Source organism: Thermopirellula anaerolimosa, from assembly GCF_054657335.1.
In genome coordinates, this window is the sequence record NZ_BAAHYX010000006.1 from 1557486 (window position 1) to 1580156 (window position 22671).

Genomic DNA, 22671 nt, shown 5'->3' on the forward strand with positions numbered 1-22671 from the left:
ACACTGAATCACCAAATACCCCAAACCGCCAAGCCGAATCCGTCGCGGCAATCATGCGGCGCGTCGCTGACCGGCTTGAGCCATCCGTTGGTCGCCAACACACGAGTCGGACCGTCGACTCTCTCGAAGAAGTAGACGCTGCCCGCCGGGACCATCCGACGAATGGCCTTGGGGCCCGGTTGCTGCTTCGGCACGACGCGACGGCGTTCGCCGTCCTCAGCATGCGGAGCGTAAGCCCAACCGGACACCGCGGCCCAACGCGGCAGGCACACGCCCCGTAACCGCAAGGTCGGACCGTCTCCCAAGGGCTTGCCCGTCAACGTAGCCGGGTCCAGCCAATCCGGGCGCCAACCGTGATCAAAGATGGCGGGCGTCGTCAACAACATGCGGACGCGATTGGCCGCGTCGAGAGCCTCCGTCAACTCCTGGGGGCATTGCCACCAACGCTCCGCCTCGACATCGTCTCGCCAGTGCACCATTCGCCGCTCTCCTCCCAGCGGGTGCCAGAGATTCAGCGCTGAAACGTGCTCTTCGACGGCAGCGGCGCACGTAACCCTGGCTGTAAGCGAAACCTCGGTAAACTGCTTGAACCACGGTAACTCGTCCTTCGCAGAAAAACGCGGTAAACGCGAGACATTCAGGCCGATCGTAGAGTAGATCAGCGATTCCGCCGCCGCCCCTCGCTCTGCGTCCAAGCAGACATGATCCCGCGCGTCGCGGACCGGTGGTTGCAGAAACGGCGGGTCGCCTTCCAGCCATGATTCCGGGTAATGATCCGCTGGCGAAATCAGCCACTCCACGACTCTCGCGGTAGGCCACCAAGCGGGCGGCATCTCGGGCTTGAAATCCATGGCGGCCTGTCGCTCGCTCAAGCGTACGGGGCACAACTCGGCATGGGGAAGGTCGCTGCCTTCTCCAACTTCGAATGGAACGGGTTGAACGCGATGAACCCCTTGGCCTCTTTCCCAAACGCAGTCGTTCGGGGCGGGAAGATAGAGGACGTCTTGAACGGCCGGAAAGACGCCGGCGACTTCCACCCGCAAAAGCTCGACCGGAGTGTTCCGTGTAAAGTCCATCCCGGCCGATTTGACCAATGCCGTTCGGAAGGAACCGGCGACCACGGAGGGCCAAGGCCAGTTTAAACTTCGCATGCGGTTGCCTTGCCCCGCGCCGAAGGGACGACTGTCGCGCGCGACGATCGGATCGCGCGGCGTCAATTTCAGAAACCGGACGCTCATTCATGCACCTCCTGATAGACGGCCTTGGGCGAGACGGACGCCGCTTGCTGCCAAGCTCGCGCCAAATGCCGCGCCACAAGCATGGTTTCTGCAAGTTGTCGCAAGTCCGTTGCGTTTTGCAACGCGGCGGACAATTCGGCCAGGTTAGCGTGTACTGCGCCCGGACCTTGTCGGGATTGCTTCCGTTCGAGAATTCGCCGCACGTCCGCCCGCAAAGCCGAAGCGGCGATCGCCTCGGGCCAGTTCTCGTAAAGGTCCGCCGTGAGGCGAAGTTCGTAGGGCACCCGGGAGGGAAGCACGTCCATCACAAACAATTGCACCAACCGTTCGAGTCGCGCTCGCGGTTGTTCATCCCACCTGGCCCGTATGCCGATGGGCGCACCACTGCGCTTGTACAAATGGATCGCCAAGCCGTTGCGATCCGGCATCTTGGCCGCCTTCTCGGCGGCCCGTCCGTACTCCAGCAAGTCCTCGAGGTTCTCCAGGAAATGCGCGACGGCGATGCCCACGGAGAGCGACGCACCGGCGTAACCCTCGAGGCAAGCGAGAAAGCTATCTCGCAGCGCTGCCGCGCATGCCAAGCACTGATCGACGGGAACCACCGCCAAAACGTCATCTCCGCCCGCGTAAATCAAAAAACCGTAATGCTCCGCGACGATTCTCCGGGCCTGGTCGGCGAAAGCGGCCAGCGACTCGGAGAACCGTCGGTGGGCGTTCGGCGAATCCAGGGAGGCGATGACATTTCCCATACGGTCCCCGTCCGCCGCCAAGACGGCCACGTAGGGTTCGGGTTCCGGCAGCTTTTCCAAGGCGGCGACGAGCTTTTCCAAGATCGCCTCCGTCTCGGCCGATTGTGAATCGTTGATGCCGGTCTCTTGCTGCAACTCGTGAAATCGCGAACGATAAACCACCGAGCCTTCAAAGGGAAAACTTCGGTACTGCGGGAATTCTTTCGGGTCCAGACGGTGCAAGACGTCGCCCGTAAAACTCTCGCACGCCGTCAACAATTCCCGGAAGGCGGGTTTGTCTTGGTTTCCGCGAACCCAGGGGTCGGCCGCCACGCGCGAAACGGAAGGATACGGCTTGTTTCCCGATGCCGCACGTTTGACCACCCCCACCACGTCCAATTGCTCGCCCTCTCGAAGACGGAGCAACCGTCGTTGCTTTTCGGGGACTCTCTCCAGTCGCAAATCCTTCAGCACGCTCTCCCGCCGTCCATCGAGAGACGACTTGGGCACGCCGGCCAGTCCTTCGGCGGGGGCGAACTCTCGGCAGTTCTTTCGGCCTGCCAGCAGACGCATCAGCCGCGCCCGATCCCGAGCGTAGTTATCACTCCTTACGACCCAAGCCGCGTAGAATTCGATTACATCGTCGGCTTGGCTATCCCAAATCTCCTTGCGAATGCACGCGGAAACGGCGTTCAACGCATCATCGCAAAATTCTTTCCATTTCCGCCGGACGGCCTCCTTGGCCTGCCGAGCAACATCCGCGGGATCGTGTTCGGAAAGTTCGGCCAAGATGACGTTGGCGATCCCGGAGGTGCCGGTACTCGCGGGAAAAATCAGCTCCCCGCCCAACCCCCGCACGCAGTCGGCCGCCGCACGACTCAGTTCGGATAAAACATACGAACCGAACCACAAATCCCGGGTGCGACGGGCCGCGGCAATGAACTCCTGCACCGGACCGATGGAAATTGCGATGAGATGGCTCATGCTGTAACCTCCGCAAAGCCCTGGGACCGGGCGTAGTTGATAAACCCCTCTAAGGCCGATCCGAAACGCGAGCGTCCTTTTAGAGGCGAATTGTCATAGACGGCAAACTTGGGATCTCGCACCGAAACGGGCTTCTCCAGCGGCAACGATCGCTCGCGTTCACGTAGATCCACCCCCTCCGGTCGCGGCGCCTTGAGTCGCACAACCAAAGGAACGAATTGTCCATTCCCAAGGGCCGTCGCCTTCAGAATCAACGGGCTGGCCATGCGATCGCGTTTCTCGCCCTTGCCGGTCGGGCCGGGATAGAGCACGCTATCCTGGGGGTCTCCAGGGTCCTTAAAGTGGAAAACGATTGGCAGTCCCAATTCCGCCCGCGGAAAGCCGTCCGGCATTTTCTCATTGGGCTTGTGCTCGCGGCTATGTCGTTTGGTGATGCGGCGAATGGTGTCCGGTTCCGGCCAACGCGATCGACCGGGACGTTTGGGGGCTTGTCCCGGATTACGGCCGATCCCTACCCCCTGCCGAAAATCACGCAGCAACGCAACCGCATCCTCCCAGGCCGAGTTCGCCTCTTTTTTCTCCGAACCTACGAGAATCGCGTTTGCCAACGTCGGCCACTTCGGCCACTTCTGTTCGGAAGATCGATCCCGCACGTAATCGCGCAAGATTGAGATCAAGTGATTGTGATCTTTGGGAGCGAATTCCGCGCAACGCAGCGAACCGCAACCGCGACGCGTGCGACTGCCCAACCCGCCGAATAGAATCCAGGCCCGAAACGCCTCTTCCACTTCCGGCCACAGTTCGTCGGGACAACGAATCTCTAGCTGGAAGGCCGCCTGGTGAATGCAACTCGCGGGTGCCTTTTCGATCTGCTTACGTCCGTTTGCAAGCTGCCCCTGAAAAGGAAACAACGCATAACTCAAAGAACCTAAGAACGGCTCATTCCATTTCGGCATGGATCGATAAGTGCCGGGATTTCGTTGATCCGACTCGAAGTGTGCACAAGGCTCGACACGTGAAGCTTGTAACTCCAAGACGCGAACCTCCACGGGACTTGCCCTCTCCGTGTTGCCCCAGACCGCGGACTGCCGATCCCGCAAATCATCGTTCGAGTTGCACCGAGCACCCACGGTCGCCCGCCACCAAAATTGAAGCTGTCCCCGAATACTCGTAGGACGAATGGGAAAACTTTCGTCACAGACGCCCGGATCGATCCCTCCTCCGAAAAGTGGGGTGATCAGCTCGATTCGGAATCGGCGCCCCGTCGCGACATTCGGCTTGCTCCATCCCTCGGGATAGGCGGGTGTTTCCAGCGGCATGATGTTTTCTCCAACCTCGCACGTTTTCGGTCGCGTGTCTCCTCGATAATTACGCGGTCAAAACGTGACGCATAACAAAAAAGATGGTTTTACCCTTCGCTTCCTCTTCACGGTTTTGCCAATGAACAGGGCGGCAGGGGAAGGGATCTGTGCCGCAACGGACGGCGGCAATCAAAGCCGTCCGCGGGAAGATCGCGAGAGAGCGGTCGGGGTCATGGGCCTTTTGCGACGACCACGACCCGCCGGTACGCTGAATTGCCCCTAAGAATGAATGAGCCACTCGCCCCCCTGCTCCAGTGTTTGCGTTGCGGCGACGGCGGGACCAGCGACGCGCGTGCTTTCGCCGACGCAACGACGTAAAAAGGTATTTCAAGACCTACCAGTATATTTCCCCTACCCTCACTTGCTGCTCTCTTTCGCGGCAGGAAGACGATAAGAGTCGGTCTTGAAACACACGCACAAGATGTTTTCGGGCGAACGGGACGCGGCGGTTGAAAAGTCCGGGGACTCCGGATGCCACCGTCACAAAGCACACGTCTTGCGTCACGCGACTGACCCATATCCGCCGTCACAGACTGACGGACGTCCTTACGGCGAAGCGGCGCCGAAGGCGATCTTGTAGGTTTCGCCCGGTCGCAGTTGGACGGTTTCGGGACCACGGACGGTTTGGCCCGGCGGGGCGCGGAACGTAAACGTCCCGCCCACGGTCGCTTGCACGACGGCTTCTTGAATCCGACCGTCCTGCCACCGCATGTCCACGATGAGGCCGCCTCGGGCGCGCATGCCGCGAACCTCGCCGGAGTTCCATTGCGGGGGCAGCGCCGGAAGGAAATCCACCGTACCCAAATGCGATTGGAGCAGCATTTCGCAAACACCTGCCGCGTAACCGAAGTTTCCGTCGATTTGAAACGGCGGATGCGTATTGAAAAGGTTCGGCATGATGCAAGTTCGGATCATGGCTTGAAGGACGCGGTAGCTGCGTTCGGCGTCGCCCAGGCGTGCCCAGAGAGCGACCTTCCAAGCCCGACTCCAACCAGGCCCCTCGTCGCCTCGTGCGTCGAGAGAGACCGCCGCGGCGCGGGCCGCCTCCGGAGTCGTACGCGGCGAGATTCGATTTCCCGGATACACCCCCACCAAATGCGAAAGATGCCGATGCTGATCCTTGGGGTCGTCGCGATCGACCATCCACTCTTGCAACTGGCCCCAGCGACCGACTTTCGGCAAAAGGAGCCGGTCGCGCCGCGCCCGGATTTCGGCTGCGAATGCATCGTCGATCTTGAGGATTTCCGTCGCCTGCACGTAATGGCCGAAAAGATCCCAGACCAATTCCTGCTCATACGAGACGCCGTCCTCCTCCGGACCGTGCTCGGGCGAAAACCCGTTCGGACAGACCAACGTCCCGTCGGGCAAAGCCTTCAGATGGTCGGCCCAAAACTCGCACAGATCCTTGAGGATGGGGTAAATCCGGCGGAGGTACGATTCGTCGAGCGTAAAGGCGTAGTGATCCCAAAGGTTTTGGGCGACCCACGCGGCGTCGCCCTTGGACCACTTCCAGGTAGAGCCGCCGAAGATACCGTTTTCGGCGTGAAAGGCGAATCCCCGCGTACCGAATACTCGACCGGTTTCCTCCCGACGCACCGCGCGAATCGAATCCACCCAGTCCGCCAGCGGTTCGAAACATTCCGAGAGATGAGCGGGATCAACAAACCAGTAATTCATCTCGATGTTGACATCCGTGTGATAGTCGGAACGCCACGGCGGGCGATTGCTGTTGTTCCAAATCCCTTGCAAGTTGGCAGGCAGGCATCCCGGTCGGGATGAGCTGATCATCAGATACCGCGCGTACTGAAACAGCAGTTCCTCCAAATCGGGATCCGCGGCGCCGTCGCGATAGGCGGCCAATCGCTGATCGGTGGGGAGGGTCCGAAGCTCCGCACGACTCGCGCCCCAATCAACCGACATGCGACGGTACAAGGCCTGATAGTCTTCCTCGTGGGATTTCAAAAGGGCGGCGTAAGGCTTGGCCGCCGCTTCGGCAAGTTGGGACTCGAGTCGCTCGCGCGGATGGGCTCCCTTCCACCCGTCCTCGCGACGACCGTTGTAGTCCGTACCTGCCGCCAACAGGATGGTCAGCGCGTCGCAATCTTGGAAGGCCAGGGCGCCATCCTGCGGCCTTATTTGGCCTCCTTGCGGCAGCACCAGAATCCGAGCCTCGTAATCGAGGGCGATTGCATACGGCTTCGCTCGCCCCGGCGTGCTGCCTTCGGAATAAACGGGGCCCGTCAACGTCCCGCCGCAAGACAAACGATTTCCTTCGGCGACGGTCGCTGCCCCGTGGGCGTCCTGCAATCGAACCCTTCCCGAGTAGGCGCCGGGCCGATCGGCCTCGAAACGCAGAACGACGACTTGGTCCGGACGACTACTGAAGGCGACGCGGCGGTACTCCGTTCGACCGCAACGGTATCGCACCTCGTGAACGGCGCGGTCGATATCGAGGAATCGCACGTAGGATTCGACGGGCGACGTCTCCGGCACGTCGAGTTCGACGAAAATATCTCCAAAGGCCTGATACGCTCCCGTATCTTGCTCGTCGCCGATCCAAAGGCTGTCCTCGTTGAACTGGAAATGCTCCACCGTCTCGCCGCCGAATAGCTTGCCGCCCAATCGTCCGTTGCCGACGGCCAAGGCCTCGGTCTCCCAATTCTTCGCGGGAGAGCGGTACCACAAGACGTCGCCGCCGGGAGGCGAAAAACCCTCTTCCGCCCGAAGGTCGGAGCAGGGCCGACAGAACACCAACAGACACGTCACCAAGGCGACCGGCATTCGCATCGTGAAGCACTCCATCCAAGATTCCGCCGCAGCGGGCTATCGAAAACGCTTCACCATCATAATCCGCCTCGCGCCGACAAGTAACCGGTCCGCGAGCACGTGCGTTTTCCGCAGTTGGGCCGACGCGAGATGCACCACGCGTCACCCCTCGAGCAGGGAAAACGGAACCACTGCTCAGGCGAGACGGGGACGGTTGCTTGGAGATCCGGCACGAAAACCGCAACATTCGCCGAAAAACCTTGGTTTTAACCGGTACGAATTGGTCAGACTGAGGCCCGTTAAGTACACTGGAAAGATTGAGAACAATTGAAAGGGTTATGCGGACGGATAAGCCGGCTTACGGATACGGGGTGGGGAGCGCCGCCGTACCCCACGGGCACGGAGTGTGTCTCTTGCGAATGTCGGAAAACCTCACGGGGAGCAGTCCTTCCGAAGCGCCATGATTTGCATGGCGCTGAACACGATGATGAGCGGGATTCGTTGCGATTGGTCAGTCGTGGCCGGTTTGGTATCTTGGGAGAGATGCCGCTGATGCCCTGCATTCCCATGCCGATCGCAAGGATGGCCGCCGTCATGCCGATTCTGCCCCGCGAACCCGACATCCTTCCGGAAGACCTTCTCGAACGCAACGAGTCCGCCGACGGCCCGTGGTGGGTGATTTATACCCTTGCGCGACGCGAAAAGGTCTTTTTCCGGCGACTGCGGGAAATGGGCGTCCGCCATTATTGCCCCTTGGTCCCCCACCGCGTCAAGTTGGGCGACGGTCGGATCCGCACCTCATGGAACCCCCTTTTTGCGGGATACGTGTTCTTGCAGGGAGACGACGCCGATCGGCAGAAAGCGTTGACGACGAATTGCGTCTCACGCTGCCTGGTCGTCCGCGACTGCGAGCAACTGGTTCGGGACCTCCGCAGGATTCGTCAGGCCATCGAATCCGGGCTACCCGTCACACCGCAAGACAAATTGGAACCCGGCGAACCGGTTCGCATCCGCAGCGGGCCTCTGGCGGGCTTGGAGGGCGTGATCGTCAACCGCCGCGGAAAGCATCACCTCATCGTGATGGTCTCCTTCATCCAAAAAGGAGCGTCGGTCGAGTTGGACGTCGTGGATGTGGAACCGCTTTGATCGGCAACTCGTCACTCATCATCCGCGAGATTCCGCCTTCCGGGTGAACGACGCCGCAGTCGCAAACTCGCCGACACGAGCGCCGCGACATGGCGAAGCCCCATGTTTCGATCCCATTGCGTCGGTGAAGGACGCTGCATTCGCGAATGGTTCGGAGATCGGCGGGTGCAACGCAGTCGTCGCCCCCTCCTTTGGTAACGAATTTGTCAAATTGTGCGGCCGGGCGGAGTCTGATTTTTTTGCAAATTTTGCGGGTTGAATCGAGGTTAGGCTAAGTTATTCTAAAAAGATGGTGCCGGTCGCAACGCGGGCACGCCCCTAGGACAAAAGCTTGGGAAAGCCGAGGGACGGGCGAGGGTTGCCGGACCGGGCACAAAAACGGTTCGTGCTGCGAAGTTGAGCGTACGGGGTGATGCCGTAAGCCAATCGATCGGGCAGGACTGAGGGGCCGCAACCATTGATGATGGATCCAACTGGGAGATGCTGCGATGTTGCGGCGACTCGAGGAATTCAACGAGCTATCGCCGGTCGCCTCGCCTACGCCGGCGAGTTGCGAAGCCCGAGCGGAGGCGTGCCCGCCTGCGCCGCCGATTAGCGTATCGCCCTATTTCCGATGGCAACCGATCGTGGGTTGGCTGATTGCCGCCGCCGTGACTCCGGTCGTGCTGCCGATCATCGGCCTGTTGGCGATTCTGGTGCGATTGACCAGTCGCGGGCCGGGGTTTTACGGTCAAGTCCGCGTCGGAAAGGGCGGGAGGCACTTTCGGGTCTGGAAGTTGAGAACGATGCGGGCGGACGCGGAGGCCCAAACCGGTCCCGTCTGGACGGAAGAGAATGATCCGCGCATCACGCCCCTAGGCCGACTGCTTCGCAAGCTTCACCTGGATGAGCTTCCGCAATTGTTCAATGTCTTGGCGGGCCAAATGACGCTCATCGGCCCTCGTCCGGAGCGCCCGGAGTTCACGCAATCTTTGGCCCGACTGGTTCCCGGGTATTTGGATCGCATCCAGGTGCTGCCCGGAATCACGGGCTTGTCGCAGATCAATCTCCCCCCCGACACCGACCTGGACTCCGTTCGCCGCAAACTGGTTCTCGATCGGCAATACATCGAGTCGGCCGATCTTTGGCTCGACCTTCGAATCATGCTGTGCACGGGCCTCAAGATGCTGGGACTGCCGGGGTTGACGGTGGCGAAGTACATGGGGCTGCTGCGGACCTGCCGGATTCCGGCGTGGATGCAAGCAGGGGCCGACTCGGTCGTCGTGCCCGCTACTTACGGTCGCGCCGTCCAACAACTGGAATCCGTGCCGCTCGACCGCGTCAATGGGCACGCGGGAAACGGGAGCGGCAAGCGACGCAAAACCGACGTCGAGGCCCGGACCGCCCACGCGGTCTCCCGAAATAAAGGTCGGCGTCCCCGAGCAATTCGTTCGAACGGTCGCAAACCGCGGTGAACGCGTCCGTGACGTTGCCGCCCAATGTCTTTTCCGTGGATGTCGAGGAATACTTCCAGGTCTCGACCTTCGAGAGCGTATTTCCAAGAAGCGACTGGGATGCCGTCCCCAGTCGTCTTCCTGATTGCTTGTCGCGACTGCTGGCCCTGCTCGACGACCGGGGCGTGAAGGCCACGTTTTTCGTCCTGGGCTGGATCGCTGAGCGCCGACCGCAACTGGTCGCAGAGATCGCGGCGGCGGGACACGAAATCGCCTGCCACGGTTACGATCATCGCCTAGTCTATCGTATGAGTCCGACGCAGTTTCGTGACGATGTGCGGCGTGCGAAGACCGCGATCGAAAACGCTGCCGGCACCGCCGTGGTCAGCTATCGCGCTCCCAGCTTTTCGGTAACGCGAGATTCCCTTTGGGCTTTGGAGGTGTTGGTCGACTTGGGCTTTCGCAACGACGCCAGCGTGTTTCCCATCCGGCACGATCGCTACGGTATCCCCGATGCCGAACCGAGCCCGCACCAGGTCGTCACGCCCTGCGGGGTGATCCGCGAGTTTCCCGGTACGACGGTGCGTTGGGTGGGTTGCAACGTACCGTTCGGAGGCGGAGGTTATCTTCGACTCTTTCCTTGGGCGCTTACGCGACGTTGGATGCGTCGGGTTCGCCGGCGACACGGTCGGCCCTGCATGGTGTACGTGCATCCTTGGGAAATCGATCCGGACCAACCGGAGGTCCGGGGCGTATCGTGGTTAGCCCGGCGTCGCCATCGCGTCGGTCTGCGCACCACCGAGGTGAAGCTCCGTAGGATGCTGGCCGAATTCCGCTTCACGCGACTCGATTGGTGTTTGGATGCCTTGCCGCTGCCCGCCGTGCCGTGGGACCGGTACGCCCCGGGCGGGCGCTCGCATGCGGAGAGAGGAAGACCGAAGCCATGAGCCGGCAGCCAAGGCCCAACATCCTCTTTCTGGTCCATCGCACGCCCTATCCGCCGAATCGCGGTCACCGCATCCGTTCGTACAATTTGATCAAATACCTGTCGCAATTCGCGGTGGTGGACACCGCGTTCTTGGCCGATGAGCCTTGCACCGAGGACGTCCGCGCGGGGTTGCGCGAGTTCTGCGATCGCGTGGTCGCCGTGCCCGTCGATGCGCGACGGCGATGGTTGCGCGGCATGTGGTCGTTGGCCGCGGGACGCTCGCTCACGGAAGGCCTTTTTTTCTCTCCTCGCCTGAAACGGGAGATCGCCGCGCTGGGATCCTCACGGACCTACGACTGGGCAATCGCCTTTTGTTCGAGCATGGCCCCGTATCTGACATATACAGGCGTTCCCTGCGACCGTTGGGTCGTGGACCTGGTGGACGTGGACAGCCAAAAACTGTTCGACTACGCAACTTGGGCGAGGTGGCCTGCTCGCTCCCTGTGCCGATGGGAGGGGCGGCGGTTGCGGCGATGGGAATCGGCCGTGGCTCATCAGGCGCGATGGATTACCCTGGTCAGCGAGGACGAGTGCCGCGTATTCCGGCGGTTTTGCCCGACCGCCAACGTCGTTGCCTTGGAAAACGGCGTGGACGGTGATTACTTCCACCCCCGAGCGGTCGCCGTCGAGACCGACCACGCGCGGACCGATCTCGGCGACGACGCTGCGACCGATCCGACTTGCGTGTTTACCGGAGCGTTGGACTACCGCGCGAACGTTGACGGTTTGATGTGGTTTCTATCGCAGGTTTGGCCGCAAGTCCGCGCTCTGCATCCCGACGCGGAGTTCCGTATCGTCGGCGCCGGGGCGGGACCGTCGCTTCGAGAGGCGGCGGCAAAGGCCGGCGCCGTGCTGACGGGCGACGTACCGGATGTCCGACCGTACTTGGCCGCCGCGGTGGTCGTCGCGCCTCTTCGAATCGCGCGGGGCGTGCAGAACAAGGTTTTGGAGGGCATGGCCATGGCGCGGCCCGTGATCGCCTCGCCCCAGGCCCTCGAAGGCTTGGCGGTTTCGCCCGGCGACGACGTCGTGGAGGCGAGGCAACCTTCGGACTGGGTCGCGGCCTTGGATCATCTCTGGCGCTCACCCTCCGAACGGCGGCGATTGGGCAACAACGCCCGCCGACTTGTGGAGACGCGATACACTTGGACGGCGCGCCTTCAACCCTTGCAATCGTTGCTCTCGTTTTCGGAACCGAAGAAGCAGTCTTTCATCGCGGGCGGGCGGTCATGATGCCGGCGGACGAGAGTTGCCCCTTTTGCGGAGGTCCGGCGACGGGCGACACGCCGTCCGAGCGCGCAGCTTGGCTCTCGGCCTTGCGGCGGCGATTGGGCATCGTCCGCTTGCCGCCCGACATGCTTCTTTCCGTGGTGGTGCCGGTTTACAACGAAGAGGCCACCATCGATGAAATCCTGCGCCGAATCATCGATGCGCCCGTCAACAAAGAAGTCTTGGTCGTGAACGACGGCAGCAGCGACGGGACCGCAACCAAACTGCAAGCCTGGAAGGACCACCCGCGAATTCGCATCCTCGAGCATCCCCGCAATCGAGGCAAAGGGGCCGCCCTACGGACGGCATTCGCCGAAGTCCGCGGCGACGTGGTGATCATCCAGGACGCCGATCTCGAATACGATCCTTCCGAGTATTCGGCTTTGCTGCAACCGATCGTCGACGGCGAGGCCGACGTCGTGTACGGTTCACGCTTCGTGTCCGAGGGACCGCACCGCGTGCTCTACTTTTGGCACTACGTCGCGAATCGCTGCATCACCACGCTTTCCAACATGTTCACCGATTTGAACCTCACCGACGTGGAGACCTGCCACAAGGCCTTTCGCCGCGAGGTCATCGAGGCGATTCGCGACACGCTTAAAGAAAATCGTTTCGGCATCGAGATCGAATTGACGGCCAAGGTCGCCAAACGAGGATATCGCATCTTCGAGACCGGCGTGCGGTACTACGGGCGGACTTATCAACAGGGTAAAAAGATCGGCTTCCGCGACGCCCTGCGAGCGTTGTGGTGCATCGTGCGCTATCGTTTTCGAGATTGAGCGCGGCCATCCATGCGCGGTCTGGTTTATGTCTATGTTCTGACCTACCTCGGCGCCCTACTTGCGCTTTTCTACCCTCTGATCGGGCTATTCATCTATATTCACTATGCGATCATCAAACCGGAGTCGCTGTGGTATTGGTCGGTGGGTGCTCAGGGACCGGGGAGATACAGCTTCATCGTCGCCGTCGGCATGCTGATCGGTTGGGCAATCCGCGGATTGGGCGACTGGCGGCTCGGGCGAGGCGCGGCCACCGTGGCATTTTTGCTCGGCTTCTTGGGATGGGCGTCCTTGGGCTATTTCTTTTGTCGTTATCCCCTATTAGCCCGGGAATATATCGTCTCTCTGGCCAAGATCGTGCTTCCCTTCCTGGTCGGCATGAGCATGCTCGATGACCGAAAGAAGATTCGCCAATTGGCTTGGGTGATCGTCCTGAGCCAAGGCTTCTTGGCCTTCGATTTCAATCGCAGCTACTATCAGGGTTACAACCGCGTCGTCTTGGAGGCCTACGGCGGGTTCGACAATAACTGCATCGCGGCGGCGATGGTAATCGGCGTCATCCTGGCGCTCTTTCTGGCGATCGCGGAGACGCGATGGTCCCTGAGAATCGTATGCTTCATCGCGGCGGCCTTGATGGCCAATACCATCATGTTTTCTTTCTCCCGCGGTGGCCAACTCGGTTTGATCGCGGGCGGAATAACCGGTTTTATTCTGATTCCCAAGCATCCCAAGTATTACCTCGTTTTTCTCTTGGCGGCGATTTTGGCCTTTCGTTTGGCCGGTCCGGAGGTCCGCCAACGTTTTATGACCATCTTCGTCGATCCCGAGCAGCGCGACCGCTCGGCCGAAAGCCGCATGGAGCAATGGCAGGCTTGCATCCGCAGCATGCGCGACCACCCCTTCCTGGGAGTCGGCGCCAATCATTGGCCGCTCCAGTCGGAGGCCATGGGACTGCCCAAGATGCAGGCTCACTCGCTCTGGTTCCAAACCGGCGCGGAGATGGGGATCCCCGGATTGCTTCTCTTGAGCGGGTTCTACGGCGTCACGATTTGGCGACTATTGGGCCTGTTGCGGCGGGATTCTCCGGCGGGCGAGTGGGATCGGGCCATGGCCCGAGGCATCATCGCGGCCTTGGTGGGATTCGCCGTCTCCGTCAGTTTTATCAGCGTGGTATGGTTGGAATTGCCTTATTACACGGTGCTGCTGGGCGCGGTGCTGCTTCGGGTCAACTCGGTCTCTGAAGCGGAAGAGGTTCTCGCGGAGGATGCGGACCACTCCGTCGAAGCGGAACCCCCAACGCTGCCGCAACCGGTGTAAGACCCCGAAGAGAAAAGGAAGACCGCCGCGCCGTCGCAAGAGAATGCAAAGGGAAGAGAAGCGCGGCCGATTCGGACGCAAAGAAACTCGGAAAGAGGACGCGTGACCACGATTGAGCATCCCGTGCTAGATGACGATTTGCCGGCGGAAGACGGGTTCCGACTTGGGAACGCCCGCGGCGAAGAGAGCGCCGACCCCGCCGTCCAGATTTGGACCTCCGCCCAGGGCGGCAATCCTTGGCGCGAAATGATCCGAGAATTATTGGACTTTCGCGAATTGCTCTGGCGGATGGTCTGGCGCGATATCCGCATCCGCTACAAGCAGGCGGTGATGGGCTTGGGCTGGGCCTTATTGATGCCGCTGATGATCGTTGCCGCCGGTTATCTGGTGAAGTTGGCGTTGGCTTACGCAGGCGGCAGTTCGGTGGATCTGCCCCGCGTCGCCGGCATGTCGGTCAAGGCGCTGGGTTGGGCCTTCTTTGCCGGGGCATTGGGCTTCGCCGCCAACAGCCTGACCGGCAATATGCAACTTGTCACCAAGGTCTATTTCCCCCGCGAGGTCTTCCCGCTGTCCGCCGTATTGACGCAGGCGGTGGACTTGTTGCTGGGAGCGGCCTTTTTAGCGGTCCTGCTGACGGCTTTCGCGGGTCTGTCGTGGTCTTGGAACATGCTTTGGGCGCCGCCCTTGTTGCTGGTACTGGTACTCTTGACCGCGGCGGCGTCGATGATCCTCAGTTGCGGCAATGTCTTCTTCCGTGACGTGAAATATATCGTGCAGGTGATTCTGACCTTCGGCATCTTTTTCACGCCGGTCTTCTATGAACCCGAAGTCTTCGGCCCCCATGGCGCGCTTATCATGATGCTCAATCCCCTTTCTCCGGTGCTCGAAGGTTTGCGGTTGGCCGTCATCGAAGGCCACAACCTTTTGCAACCGCTGAACTTGACGGACCGGACCGGCGCCGTCATCGCCGTGTGGCGCCCTTGGTATCCCGCCTACAGCTCTCTTTGGGCGGTGTTGGGCTTTCTCGGCGCTTGGCGACTGTTTCACAAATTGGAATTTCTCTTCGCGGAGTACATTTAGCGTGGTGAATCATCGATCGGTTGACGGCCAAGGTCACGTTTCATTGTGAGCCGCGCTCCGATCGGGCCGACGACGCGGGCGGATGGTTTGTTGCGAGATACGACGGTGAATGACGACATAGCGGTCCGGGTCGAGGCCGTCAGCAAGCGTTTTCGACGCGGCGAGTTCTACGACAGCCTACGAGATCTGTTGCCGTCCCTGGCAGGGCGGTGGTTGGGTCTTCGCGCCGCCGCGGAGGATCGCGAGTTCTGGGCCTTGCGCGATGTCTCCTTCGTCGTACGCCGCGGCGAAGTATTGGGAATCGTCGGGGCCAACGGCGCCGGAAAGAGCACGCTGCTGAAGGTCCTGGCGAAGATCATCCGACCGACGTCCGGCACGGTTTGCATTCAAGGACGCCTCCGAGCGCTGATCGAGATCGCCGCCGGTTTTCATCCTGATTTGACGGGCCGCGAGAACATCTATCTCAACGGCGCCATCTTGGGCATGAAAAAGGCCGAGATCGACGCCAAGTTTGACGAGATCGTAGAATTCTCGGGCATCTCCAGGTTCCTCGACACCCCGGTCAAACGGTACAGCTCGGGGATGTTCGCCAGGCTGGGATTCGCCGTGGCCGCTCATCTGGAACCGGAGATTCTGCTGGTGGACGAGGTGCTCGCGGTGGGCGACGCCGCGTTTCAGGCCAAGTGCTTGGGCAAGATGCGCGAGGTCGCCGGAGAGGGTCGCACCGTCCTGTTCGTGAGCCACAACATGCGGGCGGTGACGCAGCTTTGCAGTCGGGCCGTATCGCTGGACGCGGGACGGATCGTCGCCGAGGGTCCGCCCGAGGCCGTCGTGGCCGCGTACTTGCAGCGTGTGCTCGCCGTCAGCGGCAACGGCGACGCCGAATTGCCCGCCCCCGCCGACGCTCCCTTCGCCGTGCGGAACATTCGCGTTCGCGATGAAACCGGGCGGATCGGCAACGTCTTTCCCCGAAGTCGCCCCATCGTGATCGAACTGGAAGGCGAAGTCCGACGTCCCGGCGGTCGCTACATCGCGGCGGTCGATATCCGAAGCATGGACGACATGCTGCTGTTTCGCAGTCACAGCTTCGAGCAAGAGGCGTCCTACGGAATCCTCGCCGAGGCGGGCCCGTTCCGCTTGGCCTGCGTCATTCCCGCGGAAATGCTGCCGTCCGGGCGCTACTTGGTCGGCGTCGTCACCGCGGAACGCGGCGTTCGCGAATTCCAGCACCATCGCACGATCGTGGAGTTCGAGGTCTTTCAAGATCAACCCTTGCGCGGGTCCGACATCATGTCCACCGTGGGCGTTCTGACCCCCGCCTGTGAATGGAGGAGAATTCGCTGATGCCCACCAGCGCACCGCGTACGCTGGCCTCGGTTCACGACATTCTGTTGCGGCTGGAACCGTCCAGCCTCATCGACATCGGCGTGGGACACGGCAAGACCGGCGTGTTGGTGAGAGAATTCACCGACATTTGGCATAAACGCTATGCCCGATCGGAATGGAAAACCCGCATCTACGGCGTGGAGGTCTACGAGCAATACCGCAATCCTTTGTGGGATTACGCGTACGACGAAGTCCGCGTGGGAGAAGCCCTGCAAGTTCTTCCCGGTTTGCCCGACGTGGATGTGATCGCGGCCTTGGACGTTTGGGAGCACTTTTCGCCCAAGTACGCGGCCGATCTAATGGACCTATGCCTGAAGAAGGCCGATTTCGTCCTCATTTGCACGCCCATCGTCGTCCGCGAGCAAGGGGACGTGTTCGGCAACGAATGGGAACGGCACGTCAGTCGCTGGACGCCGAAGGACTTTACGCATGTGAAGCATCGTTTGGTGGCCTGCACGGGCTACGATTGGGTGCTGCTGCTTTCCGATCGCAAACCCATTCCCTACGATGTGTGGCGTTTACATCGCCGCTGGGAGCATTTGATGCGAGGTTGGCGGGCCTTTCGGCACATCCTGCCGCACAAGAATTGGTAACCAATCGTCGATACTCGCGGCACCGCCGACTCGACGCCGCTCGGTTTCCCGCTATGCATCCTTGAACAAGCTCCGGATCCTCCTTTTTTGAATCGAACGGTCGCTTGATGCGCATTCTGTTTGTCGGCTTGCCCGGCAGCGTCCATACCGCCCGCTGGATCGAACAGTTGCCCACCGAAGACTGGGACGTGCATCTGTTTCCCACGGAATTGTTCCACGTTCGGGAAGAGATGCCGCGTTTGACGCTGCATGACGTCGACGATCCGGCGACGCGCCCCCGCCCGAAACGAGTTCGCGTGAAAGATCGTTTCTTTTCCGCTTGGGGCTGGAATTGGCCGCTGCCTTGGGGACGCTACCGCGCGGCCGCGTTAGCCGCGCGCAGTAGTCCCGACTTCACCGACGCCGCGCGTCGCCTGGCACGACTGATCGACCGCCTGAAGCCCGACCTCGTGCATTCGCTGACGATCCACCACGCGGGAAAGTTGACCTGGCAGGCTCGCAAGCACTGTCGCCGGCCTTTTCCCAAGTGGGTCATCAGCAATTGGGGAAGCGATATCTTTCTGTTCGGGCGAATGCCGGAATACGCCGAGTACGTTCGCGCGGCGGTGACGCATTGCGATTACTATTGGTGCGAATGCTTGCGGGATTTGCGATTGGCGGAAGGTCTCGGCCTACGCGGAATCGCGCTTCCCATCGTACCCGTTTGCGGCGGTTTCGATCTCGACGAGGTGACCGAGGCACAAAGCAAGATCCCACCGTCGCGACGGCGGGTCGTGGTGCTCAAAGGTTATCAAGATTGGGCGGGTCGGGCACTCGTCGGACTGTACGCCCTGCGGTTGTGCGCCGAACTGCTGAGAAAGGGCGGATACCGCGTCGTCATCTACACGGGCGGACGAGACCCCGAGGCGGTCCGCGTCGCCGCCCGATTGTTTTCGCAGGATACCGGCGTGCCCGTCGATTTGCTGCCTCCGCGGACGCCGCACTTGGAAATGCTCCGCGCGCACGGTCAAGCGCGGATTTCGATCGGGCTGAACATCAGCGATTCCATCGCCATATCCATGCTCGAAGCTATGTTGATGGGATCCTTTCCCATCCAATCGAACACGGGGGCGGGGGAGGATTGGATCGAACCGGAACGCACCGGGATGCTCTTGCCGCCGGAAGACCCTCACCCCGTTGCCGCCGCGATCCGCCGGGCATTGATGGACGACGAGTTGGTCGACACCGCGGCGGAGGTCAATCGCCGTCTGGTCGCGGAACGATGCGATCGTCGGCGTATTGGCGAGATTGTGCGGGAAACATACCGGGCGATTCAAGCCGGGAAATCGCCGCCCGCCGAATCACCGCTGTATCCGCCCGACCATCCCGCCTGGAAGCGAGTAACCGCGGAACCCTGCGAGGTCCGGTCGTGAGGTTGACGATCGCCATTGCGACGCACGGTCGGCCCGAGCTACTACGGCGCACGCTGGAGAATCTGGCCCAAGCCGTACCCGCCGCCGAGACCTGCCGCATCGTGGTCGCCGAAAACGGCGGTCGATTGGGAGCGGAGGAGGTCGTCCGATCAGCGACCGTGCCTTGCAAGCTGGAATACCTCTATCTTCCGCGGCCCAATCGCTGCGCGGCGCTGAACGCCGTGATCGACGCCACGCCAAGGGGCCTCATCTGGTTTCTCGATGACGACGTGACCGTGGAGCGCCGGGCCGTCGAGTCCTATTGGCAAGCGGCCGATGCCGAGGAAAACCGCTACTTCGGCGGACCGATGGAACCGGAATTCGAGGAATCGCCCCCCTCGTGGTTGCTGCCGTATTTACCCCGATCCGCCCGCGGATGGCGATGGAACCCGGATCGCGGCGAATCTCTCGAAGAGGTGGGTTTCCTCGGAGCCAATTGGGCGGCGTTCTCCTCGGCCCTCCAAAAGGTGGGCGGATTCTCCGATGAGTTTGGACCGGGGACGGGCACGGTGGGCGGGGAAACGGAGATTCAGCGGCGGTTGCGAGCGGCCCGCTATGTCCCGCAATATCTGCCGCAGGCCTTGGTCCGCCATTGGGTTCCCCGTGAACGATGCACGCCCCGCTGGGCGCTCCGCCGAGCCTATCGGATCGGCGTCAGCGAGGGGCTTTTGCAGTGTCGAGAAGGCGAGCCTGCGGAACGACTGGTGTTGGGCTGTCCCCGCTGGATGTGGCGAGAATGGTTGCGGCGGTGGTGTGCCAAGTGGCGGGTCGCCTGCTCGCGCGATCCCGCCGTACGCTTCGCAGCGGCACGCGAAGAGGCCTTGTTCCGCGGTTGGATGGCCGGGCGGCGCAAGGCAGCACTGCGGTCGCCATCGAAAACGCGATGATCGCCCGATTACGACCATCCGCCGACATCACGCGAACCTTTTGCCCGTCATCTTGGGCCGACCTCAAAACCGAAGATGAGCGGGAAAGGCCGATGCACGGGAGTTTACGACCTTGACGATTCAACAGTTGGAATGCCCGGCGCCCGATGACGTTCGTGATCGAGCGGATCGACCGGTCTTCTTGATCGGCATCCATCGACGCTGCGGCAGCAATTTTCTATTCGACGCCCTGCGCACTCACCCGCGGTTTCAGGCCCCGCTGCCGTTGGCCGAGGATTACCTCCTTCAGTACGCCCACTTGCTCCGCCGGTACGTCGATCGCACGACTTCCGAGCAGTATCAAAAACGCTTCGCCGACCGTCCGGAAGAATACACCGAATGTCGCCGGGCGATGCTGCGGGCATTGGGCGACGGATTGCTGGGCTTTTTGAACCGTTATATCGAACCGGGACGTCGCTTGCTGACCAAAACGCCCGACCCCTGGGGGCTGGACCTGTTCTTCGATCTATTCCCCGAGGCGATTCTGATCGTGATGCTCCGCGACGGTCGAGACGTGGTCGAATCGTCGCACCGATCTTGGCCGCACCACCCGCGCACGTACTGGATGCACGCCTTCGCCGAGAAAGCCCGGACGGTGTTGCGATTCGCCGAGGAGTTGCCCCGCGAACGCCGAGCACAAGTGCTGGTGGTACGGTACGAAGATTTGCTGGCGGGCCGCGATGCCATGGAGCGCGTGCTGGGTCACGTGGGAATTACCGCAGGAGAGTTCGATTGGGACGCCCTGGACCGCCTACCCGTTCGAGGTTCCTCGGTCTTGCGGGGCGGACGCAAGGAACTGCACTGGCAACCCGTGGAAAAACCGGCCGACTTCCGTCCCGTCGGGCGATGGCGCGATTGGTCGTGGTGGAACCGGTTTCAATTCCGTCGTATTGCCGGTCGAGAGTTCGAAGCCCTGGGCTATTGTTGGTCATGAGGCGATCATCGCGGATGCCGAACCCCGCAGACCGCGCCGGTCGAAATTGTCACGCACGGTCCCTCTCCAGCAAAGGAAACGGACGGAGCGGATGACGGACGGGCCTACGGTCAGCGTCGTGATCCCCGCCTGGAACGCCGCGCGATACTTGCCCGAGACGTTACGGTCGGTCCTCAGTCAGACGCGTCCACCCGAGGAAATCATCGTGGTGGACGACGGTTCGACCGATGATTCGGCCGTAGTGGCGGAGAGGTTCGGCCCGACCGTCCGCGTACTGCGGCAAGAGAATCGCGGCGAGTCGGTCGCTCGCAACCGCGGAATCGAGGCCGCTCACGGCGATTGGATCGCATTTCTCGACGCCGACGACCTGTGGCATCCCGACAAATTGACGAAGCAGTTGGCGGCGGTGCGCTCCGACCCGGCGGTCGATTGCATCCATACGAATTGGTACTACTTCGGACGACAAAACGGTCGCGTGGACGTCTCGATCGTCGATGCGACGGAGCGATATCGGGCGGGACACGTCGCGGCGGACAATCCTTTCCGCATATCCAGCATCTTGGTGCGACGAGAACTGCCTCTGCGGTTTCCCGACTGGACGCAAGACGGCGAAGACCTCATCTACTTTTTGGAACTGACCCGCGTGGCGCGGATCGCCCTGGTGCCGGAGGAACTGATCGGCTATCGCGTGCACGGCGGGGGACAGAGTAACGCCGCCGACATGCTGGTTCGCCGCTATCGGGCCTTGCGTGCCTATCTGGAACGCACGGACGGTTGGCCGCAATCCGACCGCCGAGAAATCCGTGAGGGCTTCTTGACGCTGATGGCCCGCTGTGCCGTGGAGGCGCGATTTGCCCGCGACTGGCCGAAATACCGGAGTCTTCGCCGTTTTTTCACGGAATGCGGCGAGCAACTGCCGGAACCGGCAAACGCCGTTTGTCGCGAGCGCATCTGGCCGCCGGTCGTATATCGGATCAAGGACGCATGGGATCGACTGCGGTCCCACGTCTCGGGGCGGCGCAGGCCATCGGCGGACCCTGCTGAACGGTGACGGGCATCGCGCGGAGCAATCGAGCGAACCGTGAACGCGGCGGCAATGCACGCCGGCGACGTGTGTTGGTGGCGGCCCATTCGGGCTGTCAAGGCGGCGCGGAACTGTGCCTGGACGTGCTCTTGTCGGGAACGGATCCCGCCGTTTACGAATTGGATGTCCGTTTCGCCTGCGACGGTCCCATGGTCGATCGCTGCCGCCGGTCGGGTTGGTCCGCGGCGGTTGAACCCTGGGCGTGGTGGCTGGGCTACGAGCCTTCCGGGTGGTATCGGCGGAACTTGTGGGGCAAGGGTTGGCTCCGCGTGCTGCGGTACGCCGCCCTGATTCGGCGCGGCGATTTCGATTTGGTGTACACCAACTCCGCAGTGATCTTCGAACCGGCCTTGGCGGCGCGTTTGGCCGGGGTACCTCACATTTGGCATGTCCACGAAATCCTGGACCCGGCCTTTTGGCCCACACGTCTGACATCCTTTCCCTCCGCGGCGAGGAGGCTCAGTCGCTGGTCACGACGCCTCATCTTCGAATCCCATGCGGCACGTCGGGTGTGCGAGGCTTATATCGAATCGGCCAAAACCCGCGTGATCCACAACCCTTTGCGTTTCGGTGCCGATGACGCCGCTTGCCCTCGGGTGCGCGAACAGGCTGCCGCGCTTCGTTCCCGCCTCGGCTTGACGCCGGAAGACGTCATGGTCCTGTGGTTGGGTCGTTTTTCACCGCGCAAGGATCCGCTGCTGCTCGTCCGCGCGGCGGCGCGACTCGCGGACCGAAGCGATCTCCCAAACGTCGTGCCGATCTTTTTGGGAGAGGGGCCTTTGCTGTCCCAAGTGGCCGACGCCTTGGGCAATCACGGGCGGATTTGCGAGTTCCAAGCGGACGTCCGCCCTTGGCTCGCCGCCTGCGACGTGTTGACGCTCACCTCGCGGCAGGAATCGTTCGGGCTGGTGTTGCTAGAGGCGGCGGCCTTCGGGAAACCGGTCATCGCCACCCGCGCCGAAGGCCCCGCCGAGGTCGTTCGCGAGGGCGAGACCGGATTGCTGATTCCCCCCGGCGATGACGCCGCCTTGGCCGAAGCACTGGCTTTGCTGGCCGATCGTCGCGATGTCCGGCAACGCATGGGCCAAGCCGCACAGCGGTGGGCGTTCGAGCATTTTTCGGCGGATCGCTACGTTCAGGCGGTCCACGCGGTCTGGGCCGAGTGTTGGGAAGCATGTCCATCGAACCCAGGGGCGAGTTGAGGCGGA

18 protein-coding genes are annotated in these 22671 nt (G+C 61.8%); 14 read left to right on the top strand and 4 right to left on the bottom strand.

Features of this window, described 5'->3' with window-relative positions:
- Nucleotides 1-8 precede the first annotated feature (8 nt).
- The 4 genes from ACYQ6J_RS11645 to ACYQ6J_RS11660 all read right to left on the bottom strand — a co-directional run bounded on the left by ACYQ6J_RS11645 (nt 9) and on the right by ACYQ6J_RS11660 (nt 7098).
- Nucleotides 9-1238 (bottom strand): type III-B CRISPR module-associated Cmr3 family protein, encoded by a 1230-nt coding sequence (locus ACYQ6J_RS11645; protein WP_460184362.1) that lies wholly within the window; start codon nt 1236-1238, stop codon nt 9-11.
- Nucleotides 1235-2950 carry a type III-B CRISPR-associated protein Cas10/Cmr2 gene (gene cas10 / locus ACYQ6J_RS11650; RefSeq protein ID WP_460184363.1) on the bottom strand — a complete coding sequence of 572 codons (1716 nt, stop codon included), beginning with the start codon at nt 2948-2950 and terminating at the stop codon, nt 1235-1237. Before cas10 ends, ACYQ6J_RS11645 begins: the two co-directional genes overlap by 4 nt.
- On the bottom strand, nt 2947-4269 hold the full coding sequence (cmr1, locus tag ACYQ6J_RS11655) for a type III-B CRISPR module RAMP protein Cmr1 (protein ID WP_460184364.1): 1323 nt from the start codon (nt 4267-4269) through the stop codon (nt 2947-2949). Before cmr1 ends, cas10 begins: the two co-directional genes overlap by 4 nt.
- A gap of 588 nt (nt 4270-4857) precedes the next feature.
- Nucleotides 4858-7098, bottom strand: a complete 2241-nt coding sequence (locus ACYQ6J_RS11660; RefSeq protein WP_460184365.1) for a glycoside hydrolase family 95 protein — start codon at nt 7096-7098, stop codon at nt 4858-4860.
- 444 nt (nt 7099-7542) lie between these two features.
- On the opposite strand from ACYQ6J_RS11660, the gene nusG reads away from it, so the two are divergent.
- The 14 genes from nusG (at nt 7543) to ACYQ6J_RS11730 (ending at nt 22665) form a co-directional block, all read left to right on the top strand.
- A complete protein-coding gene (nusG, locus tag ACYQ6J_RS11665) occupies nt 7543-8223 on the top strand; it encodes a transcription termination/antitermination protein NusG (RefSeq protein ID WP_460184366.1) in 681 nt (226 codons plus the stop codon).
- A gap of 488 nt (nt 8224-8711) precedes the next feature.
- Entirely contained in the window at nt 8712-9677 is a 966-nt protein-coding gene (locus ACYQ6J_RS11670; RefSeq protein ID WP_460184367.1) for a sugar transferase, read from the top strand.
- Nucleotides 9674-10603 carry an XrtA system polysaccharide deacetylase gene (locus ACYQ6J_RS11675; protein WP_460184368.1) on the top strand — a complete coding sequence of 310 codons (930 nt, stop codon included), beginning with the start codon at nt 9674-9676 and terminating at the stop codon, nt 10601-10603. The genes ACYQ6J_RS11670 and ACYQ6J_RS11675 overlap by 4 nt, the downstream gene beginning before the upstream one ends.
- Nucleotides 10600-11877 (top strand): TIGR03087 family PEP-CTERM/XrtA system glycosyltransferase, encoded by a 1278-nt coding sequence (locus tag ACYQ6J_RS11680; RefSeq protein WP_460184369.1) that lies wholly within the window; start codon nt 10600-10602, stop codon nt 11875-11877. Before ACYQ6J_RS11675 ends, ACYQ6J_RS11680 begins: the two co-directional genes overlap by 4 nt.
- On the top strand, nt 11874-12692 hold the full coding sequence (locus ACYQ6J_RS11685; RefSeq protein WP_460184370.1) for a glycosyltransferase family 2 protein: 819 nt from the start codon (nt 11874-11876) through the stop codon (nt 12690-12692). Before ACYQ6J_RS11680 ends, ACYQ6J_RS11685 begins: the two co-directional genes overlap by 4 nt.
- Before the next feature lie 12 nt (nt 12693-12704).
- Nucleotides 12705-14009 (top strand): O-antigen ligase family protein, encoded by a 1305-nt coding sequence (locus ACYQ6J_RS11690; protein ID WP_460184371.1) that lies wholly within the window; start codon nt 12705-12707, stop codon nt 14007-14009.
- 102 nt (nt 14010-14111) lie between these two features.
- Nucleotides 14112-15089 carry an ABC transporter permease gene (locus ACYQ6J_RS11695; RefSeq protein WP_460184372.1) on the top strand — a complete coding sequence of 326 codons (978 nt, stop codon included), beginning with the start codon at nt 14112-14114 and terminating at the stop codon, nt 15087-15089.
- Between the two features lie 105 nt (nt 15090-15194).
- Nucleotides 15195-16433 (top strand): ABC transporter ATP-binding protein, encoded by a 1239-nt coding sequence (locus ACYQ6J_RS11700; RefSeq protein WP_460184373.1) that lies wholly within the window; start codon nt 15195-15197, stop codon nt 16431-16433.
- A complete protein-coding gene (locus ACYQ6J_RS11705) occupies nt 16433-17068 on the top strand; it encodes a hypothetical protein (protein WP_460184374.1) in 636 nt (211 codons plus the stop codon). Before ACYQ6J_RS11700 ends, ACYQ6J_RS11705 begins: the two co-directional genes overlap by 1 nt.
- 107 nt (nt 17069-17175) lie before the next feature.
- Complete coding sequence (locus ACYQ6J_RS11710) at nt 17176-18480, top strand: glycosyltransferase (protein WP_460184375.1); 1305 nt, start codon at nt 17176-17178, stop codon at nt 18478-18480.
- The gene (locus tag ACYQ6J_RS11715; RefSeq protein WP_460184376.1) at nt 18477-19406 is read left to right on the top strand and encodes a glycosyltransferase family 2 protein; all 930 of its coding nucleotides are present in this window, start codon (nt 18477-18479) and stop codon (nt 19404-19406) included. The genes ACYQ6J_RS11710 and ACYQ6J_RS11715 overlap by 4 nt, the downstream gene beginning before the upstream one ends.
- A gap of 112 nt (nt 19407-19518) precedes the next feature.
- Complete coding sequence (locus ACYQ6J_RS11720; RefSeq protein WP_460184377.1) at nt 19519-20379, top strand: sulfotransferase; 861 nt, start codon at nt 19519-19521, stop codon at nt 20377-20379.
- Between the two features lie 91 nt (nt 20380-20470).
- Entirely contained in the window at nt 20471-21430 is a 960-nt protein-coding gene (locus ACYQ6J_RS11725) for a glycosyltransferase family 2 protein (RefSeq protein WP_460184378.1), read from the top strand.
- Between the two features lie 68 nt (nt 21431-21498).
- On the top strand, nt 21499-22665 hold the full coding sequence (locus tag ACYQ6J_RS11730) for a glycosyltransferase family 4 protein (protein ID WP_460184379.1): 1167 nt from the start codon (nt 21499-21501) through the stop codon (nt 22663-22665).
- Nucleotides 22666-22671: the final 6 nt, after the last annotated feature.

Excerpts from the sequence above, each read along its gene's own strand:
- ACYQ6J_RS11670 (WP_460184367.1), top strand. The coding sequence starts at position 8,712 with ATGTTGCGGCGACTCGAGGAATTCAACGAGCTATCGCCGGTCGCCTCG.
- ACYQ6J_RS11660 (WP_460184365.1), bottom strand. The coding sequence starts at position 7,098 with ATGCGAATGCCGGTCGCCTTGGTGACGTGTCTGTTGGTGTTCTGTCGG.
- ACYQ6J_RS11645 (WP_460184362.1), bottom strand. The coding sequence starts at position 1,238 with ATGAGCGTCCGGTTTCTGAAATTGACGCCGCGCGATCCGATCGTCGCG.
- cas10 (WP_460184363.1), bottom strand. The coding sequence starts at position 2,950 with ATGAGCCATCTCATCGCAATTTCCATCGGTCCGGTGCAGGAGTTCATT.
- ACYQ6J_RS11725 (WP_460184378.1), top strand. The coding sequence starts at position 20,471 with ATGACGGACGGGCCTACGGTCAGCGTCGTGATCCCCGCCTGGAACGCC.
- cmr1 (WP_460184364.1), bottom strand. The coding sequence starts at position 4,269 with ATGCCGCTGGAAACACCCGCCTATCCCGAGGGATGGAGCAAGCCGAAT.
- ACYQ6J_RS11690 (WP_460184371.1), top strand. The coding sequence starts at position 12,705 with ATGCGCGGTCTGGTTTATGTCTATGTTCTGACCTACCTCGGCGCCCTA.
- ACYQ6J_RS11710 (WP_460184375.1), top strand. The coding sequence starts at position 17,176 with ATGCGCATTCTGTTTGTCGGCTTGCCCGGCAGCGTCCATACCGCCCGC.
- ACYQ6J_RS11680 (WP_460184369.1), top strand. The coding sequence starts at position 10,600 with ATGAGCCGGCAGCCAAGGCCCAACATCCTCTTTCTGGTCCATCGCACG.
- ACYQ6J_RS11685 (WP_460184370.1), top strand. The coding sequence starts at position 11,874 with ATGATGCCGGCGGACGAGAGTTGCCCCTTTTGCGGAGGTCCGGCGACG.
- ACYQ6J_RS11705 (WP_460184374.1), top strand. The coding sequence starts at position 16,433 with ATGCCCACCAGCGCACCGCGTACGCTGGCCTCGGTTCACGACATTCTG.